Consider the following 1,039-nt stretch of genomic DNA (forward strand, 5'->3'; position numbering starts at 1 on the left):
GGCAGTCCTACAGCGGTGAGTCCGCGATGGGCCACCTGGTGCAGATGATGGGCCTGGCGGTGCAGAACTTCGTCTCCGCGGCCGTCGGCATCGCCATCGTGGCGGCGCTGATCCGGGGCTTCACGCGCAACCGCACCGACCGGGTCGGCAACTTCTGGGTGGACCTCACCCGGATCTCGCTGCGGCTGCTGCTGCCGCTGTCGATCGTCTTCGCCCTGGTCCTGGTGGCCAACGGCGTGATCCAGAACTTCCACGGCTTCCACGAGGTGGCCGGCCTCGCCGGTGACGCCCAGAAGATCCCGGGCGGGCCGGTGGCCTCGCAGGAGGTCATCAAGGAGCTGGGCACCAACGGTGGCGGTTTCTTCAACGCGAACTCGGCGCACCCGTTCGAGAACCCGACCGGTTTCACGAACTGGCTGGAGATCTTCCTGCTGCTGGTGATCTCCTTCGCGCTGCCGCGGACCTTCGGCCGGATGGTGGGGGACAACCGCCAGGGCTACGCGATCGTCTCGGTGATGGCGATCTTCTGGGTCGCCTCGGCCGCGCTCATGACGTTCGCGGAGTCGCAGCACCACGGTGCCGCGCTGCAGGCGGCGGGTGCGGCGATGGAGGGCAAGGAGCAGCGCTTCGGCATCGCGGCGAGCTCGTTGTTCGCGACGTCGACGACGCTGACGTCGACGGGTGCGGTGGACTCGTTCCACGACTCGTACACGCCGTTCGGCGGCGGTCTGGCGATCTTCAACATGATGCTGGGCGAGATCGCGCCCGGCGGTACCGGCTCCGGTCTGTACGGCATGCTGATCCTGGCGATCGTGGCGGTGTTCGTGGCCGGTCTGATGGTCGGGCGTACCCCGGAGTACCTGGGCAAGAAGCTCGGTGGCCGGGAGATGAAGTTCGCTTCCCTGTACATCCTCACCACCCCGACCATCGTGCTGGTCGGCACCGGTGTGGCGATGGCGCTGCCGGGCGAGCGGGCCGGGATGCTCAACTCGGGTGCCCACGGCTTCTCCGAGGTGCTGTACGCGTTCACCTCGGCCGC

Annotated in this window: 1 protein-coding gene; it reads left to right on the forward strand. The window is 67.9% G+C overall.

All coding sequences use genetic code 11. The features are described from left to right. On the forward strand, positions 1 to 1,039 hold a 1,039-nt coding region (kdpA, locus tag AB0C76_RS41540; protein WP_359976027.1), incomplete at both ends, for a potassium-transporting ATPase subunit KdpA.

The sequence above is a fragment of the Kitasatospora sp. NPDC048722 genome, assembly GCF_040650235.1.
Taxonomy (GTDB): Bacteria; Actinomycetota; Actinomycetes; order Streptomycetales; family Streptomycetaceae; genus Kitasatospora.